The organism is Leisingera sp. F5, assembly GCF_001593695.1.
Map to the genome: position 1 here is coordinate 1 of NZ_LUKH01000213.1, position 3,714 is coordinate 3,714.

General features: G+C 63.9%; 4 protein-coding genes. 1 reads left to right on the forward strand and 3 read right to left on the reverse strand.

Going from position 1 to position 3,714, the window contains the following annotated elements:
• Nucleotides 1–467 (forward strand): MarR family transcriptional regulator (locus A2I95_RS27535; protein WP_291735040.1); only part of this gene is annotated, 467 nt, incomplete at its 5' end.
• A gap of 43 nt (nucleotides 468–510) precedes the next feature.
• Here A2I95_RS27535 and A2I95_RS27540 read toward each other — a convergent pair.
• The 3 genes from A2I95_RS27540 to mraY form a co-directional block, all read right to left on the reverse strand.
• On the reverse strand, nucleotides 511–852 hold the full coding sequence (locus A2I95_RS27540; RefSeq protein ID WP_027258335.1) for a thiamine-binding protein: 342 nt from the start codon (nucleotides 850–852) through the stop codon (nucleotides 511–513).
• 27 nt (nucleotides 853–879) lie between these two features.
• On the reverse strand, nucleotides 880–2,277 hold the full coding sequence (gene murD / locus A2I95_RS27545) for a UDP-N-acetylmuramoyl-L-alanine--D-glutamate ligase (protein ID WP_027258334.1): 1,398 nt from the start codon (nucleotides 2,275–2,277) through the stop codon (nucleotides 880–882).
• Nucleotides 2,278–2,740: 463 nt separating this feature from the next.
• The coding region (mraY, locus tag A2I95_RS27550) for a phospho-N-acetylmuramoyl-pentapeptide-transferase (RefSeq protein ID WP_291735044.1) at nucleotides 2,741–3,714 on the reverse strand (974 nt) is incomplete at its 5' end.

Below are 3,714 nucleotides of genomic sequence, written 5' to 3' on the forward strand. Positions count from 1 at the left end.
CCGCTGGCCTGACGCCGATGTTCTTCCTCAAGGACCTGCCATCGCAGCAGATGGTCGGCACCTATGCCCAGGCATACGGCGCCGACCCGGACCATATCACCAGCGCGCTCCTGATGATGCGCCGCGCCAGCCTGCTGATCCGCAGCCTCGACGCCTTTTTTGCCGTCCACGGTCTGTCGCAGCTGCGGTTCCTGGTGCTGATCGTGATCGACCGCGAACCGGAGCGCGCCTCGCTGACCCCGAATGAGATTGCCCAGCGTATCGACGTGTCGAAACCGGTGATGACCCGCACCCTGCAATCGCTGCAGAAAGACGGGCTGATAACCCTCTCGGCCAGCCCCTCCGACGGGCGTTCCAAAGAAGCCGCGCTGACAGCTGATGGCCTCCAGCGGCTGCAGGACACGCTTCCCGGCTATTTCAAACTCCTATCAGGGGAGATGACCCAGCCGTCCGCCACCGCGGGCTGACCCTTGAAGATTTTCCGCTTAGGTGAGCCTGAAGCCCCTCCCCCTAGTCTTCAACGAACACGCTGTTGCTCGGCGTCACCCCGCGGGTATAGGTGCAGAACGTGTCATGCGCCTCCGGCGTGGTGGTGTGGATCTTAATATTGGTGATCACCTCCACCGCGCCGAACTCCAGGCAGGCCTTCTCCGCCTGTTTCACAATCTCCAGCAGCTGATCCAGCTCGCCCCTCATGGTGGTTTCCATCGCCCCCACCTGGAACGGCACGCCCGACGCTTTCACCACCGAAATGGCCTGATCGACCGCCTCGAAGTTGTTACCTTCGCGCAGCCGTGGAATGACCTGAAAGGCCAGCATCACGGTATTCTTCGCCTCTGCGGCCTTAGCCATGGGTCCTGTTCCTTCCTGCCGGCGGCTTCAACCCAGCCGCGTCTTCACTTCGGCGATGAAATCCTCGCCGCGCTGCTCAAAATTGTCATACTGGTCAAAGCTCGCCGCGGCCGGCGCCAGCAGCACGGTGTCGCCCTCTTGCGAGTCCGCAATGGCCAGCTCCACCGCAGCGGCCATGGTGGTGCAGACTTCTGCCTGCACATCCAGCTGCAGGGAAAATCCCGCCGCCTCACGCCCGATCACATAGGCCTTCACCACATTGCCAGTCCGCCCCTGCAGCGCCTCCAGCCCGCCGTCCTTCTGCAGCCCGCCGCAGATCCAACGAATGTTTTTGAACGCGCTCAGCGCCTTCACCGCGCTGTCGGTGTTGGTGGCCTTGCTGTCATTCACATAGCGCACGCCGCCAGCCTCAGCGATGGTCTGGCTGCGGTGCGGCAGTCCCGGGAAGGTGGCCATCGCATCGCCGATCAGCCGCGGTGCCAGCCCCAAGGTGCGCGCCGCCGCATAGGCCGCGCAGGCGTTCTGGTGGTTATGCGCGCCGGGCAGGCCCGTCATCTCCCGCAAATCGATCGAAGCCGCCTGCCGTCCCTTGCGGTACTCGCTCAGGAACCCCTTGCGGGCAAAGACCTGCCAGCCCGGCCCGGTCAGCTTGCGCGCAGCGGATACCCTGATCACCCGGTCATCGCTTTGCCCTTCGGACAATTGCCCGGCCAGAAACAACCCCTCATCCTCGTCAATGCCAATCACCGCACGGTCCGGCCCGCCCTCGGCAAACAGGCGGCGCTTGGCGGCAAAATAGCCGCCCATGCCGCCATGCCGGTCCAGATGGTCCGGGCTGAGGTTGGTAAACACCGCGACATCCGGCGTCAGCGCACGAGCCAGCTCGGTCTGATAGCTCGACAGCTCCAGCACCACCACGCCGCCATTGCCCGGCGGATCAATGTCCAGCACCCCACGGCCGATATTGCCCGCCAACTGGCTTTCGCGCCCCGCTGCCTGCAGGATGTGATGCAGCAGCGCCACCGTGGTTGATTTGCCGTTCGATCCCGTCACCGCCACCACCCGCGGCGGCTGGTCATGCATCTGCCATTCGGCATCGGCAAAGGAGCGGAAGAACAGGCCGATATCATTGTCCACCGGAACGCCTGCATCCATAGCGGTGCGGATCACCGGATTGGGCTTGGGGTAAAGATGCGGAATGCCGGGCGAAGTGATCAGCGCCGCCACATCGTCAAAGGCGCCGGCCTTGTGCAGATCACGGCAGGCAAAGCCTTCCGCCTCCGCCGCCTCCCGCGCAGCCGGGTTGTCGTCCCAGCAGACCGCCTCCGCCCCGCCTGTCCGCAAGGCACGCGCCGTCGCCAGACCCGAGCGCCCCAGCCCCAGCACGGCAACCTTAGCGCCTTCATATCCTTTGACCGGGATCATCGCCTGCCCTCATCTTGATGTAATTACTTCTGCGGCACATTGCACAGGTGCAAGCCGGGCTTCAAGCGCTCCCCGTCACGGGCCTCAGGCCCGTGCCGGGCCCAACAATAAGCAGGCAGGCAAAGCCTGCCGAAATTGGCGGGAGCGCCAGCAGTTGCCCCCCCGGCGTACGCTGCCCTCATGGGATGTTCACCGGCGCAGATTACGCTCCTCCCGTTGCAACACAAAGACCAGGAGACCGGCCCCCTCAGATCACCTCTTCATCGGGTGCAGGGCGGGTCCGAACAGGCCGCTAGACGGACATGGCCCCTGACAAGGGCCATCCGATGCTCCGCCCCTCCGGCGGCGCCGCCTTCTTCATAAGGAAAAACCGCGCCAAGCCTGAAGCCCCGCGCGGTTCACAAAGAGAAAGACAGCTTCACCACCCGCCGGAAGTCCTGGCGCGGCGGCTGTTCGGCGTGCCTCAGCGCACTTTCAGCGTCGCCAGACCGATCATCGCCAGGATCAGCGAGATGATCCAGAAGCGGATCACGATCTGCGGCTCGGCCCAGCCCTTCTTTTCATAATGGTGGTGGATCGGCGCCATCAGGAAGACCCGGCGCCCGGTGCGCTTGAAGTAGAGGACTTGAATGATCACCGACAGCGCCTCAACCACAAACAGCCCGCCAACGATGGCCAGCACCAGTTCATGCTTGGTGGCCACCGCAATGGCCCCCAGCGCCCCGCCCAGGGCCAGCGAGCCGGTGTCTCCCATGAACACCGCAGCAGGCGGCGCGTTGTACCACAGGAACCCAAGCCCTGCACCGAACAGCGCGGCGCTGAAGATCAGGATCTCACCGGTGCCGGGCACATAGTGCACGTCCAGATACTCGGTGAAATCGACACGCCCCACCGCATAGGCGATAACCCCCAGCGTTCCCGCCGCAATCATCACCGGCATGATCGCGAGACCATCCAGACCATCGGTCAGATTCACCGCATTGGCAGCGCCCACAATGACGCAGATCGAGAACGGCACATAGAACAGGCCAAGATTGATCAGCGTATCCTTGAACACCGGCAGCGCCAGCTGGTTCTGCAGCGCCTCCGGGTGAAACCGCGCTGCAATCACTGCACACAGGGCCGCAATCGCAATCCCCAAAGCCAGCCGCAGCTTGCCCGAAACGCCTGCCGTAGTCTGCTTAGACACCTTGGCATAATCATCCGCAAAGCCGATCAGCGCAAAGGCCAGCGTCACCAGCAGCACCATCCAGACAAAGGGATTATCCAGCCGCGCCCACAGCAGGGTCGACGACAGCAGCGCGCCGACGATCAGCAGCCCGCCCATGGTCGGGGTGCCGGCCTTGGAAAAATGCCCCTCCGGCCCGTCATCGCGGATCGGCTGGCCCTTGCCTTGTTTGCGGCGCAGCACGTTGATCAGCGGTTTGCCGAACAAAA

Bases quoted from the DNA above. Each gene is read 5' to 3' on its own strand.
- A2I95_RS27540 (WP_027258335.1), bottom strand. From the start codon at position 852: ATGGCTAAGGCCGCAGAGGCGAAGAATACCGTGATGCTGGCCTTTCAG.
- murD (WP_027258334.1), bottom strand. From the start codon at position 2,277: ATGATCCCGGTCAAAGGATATGAAGGCGCTAAGGTTGCCGTGCTGGGG.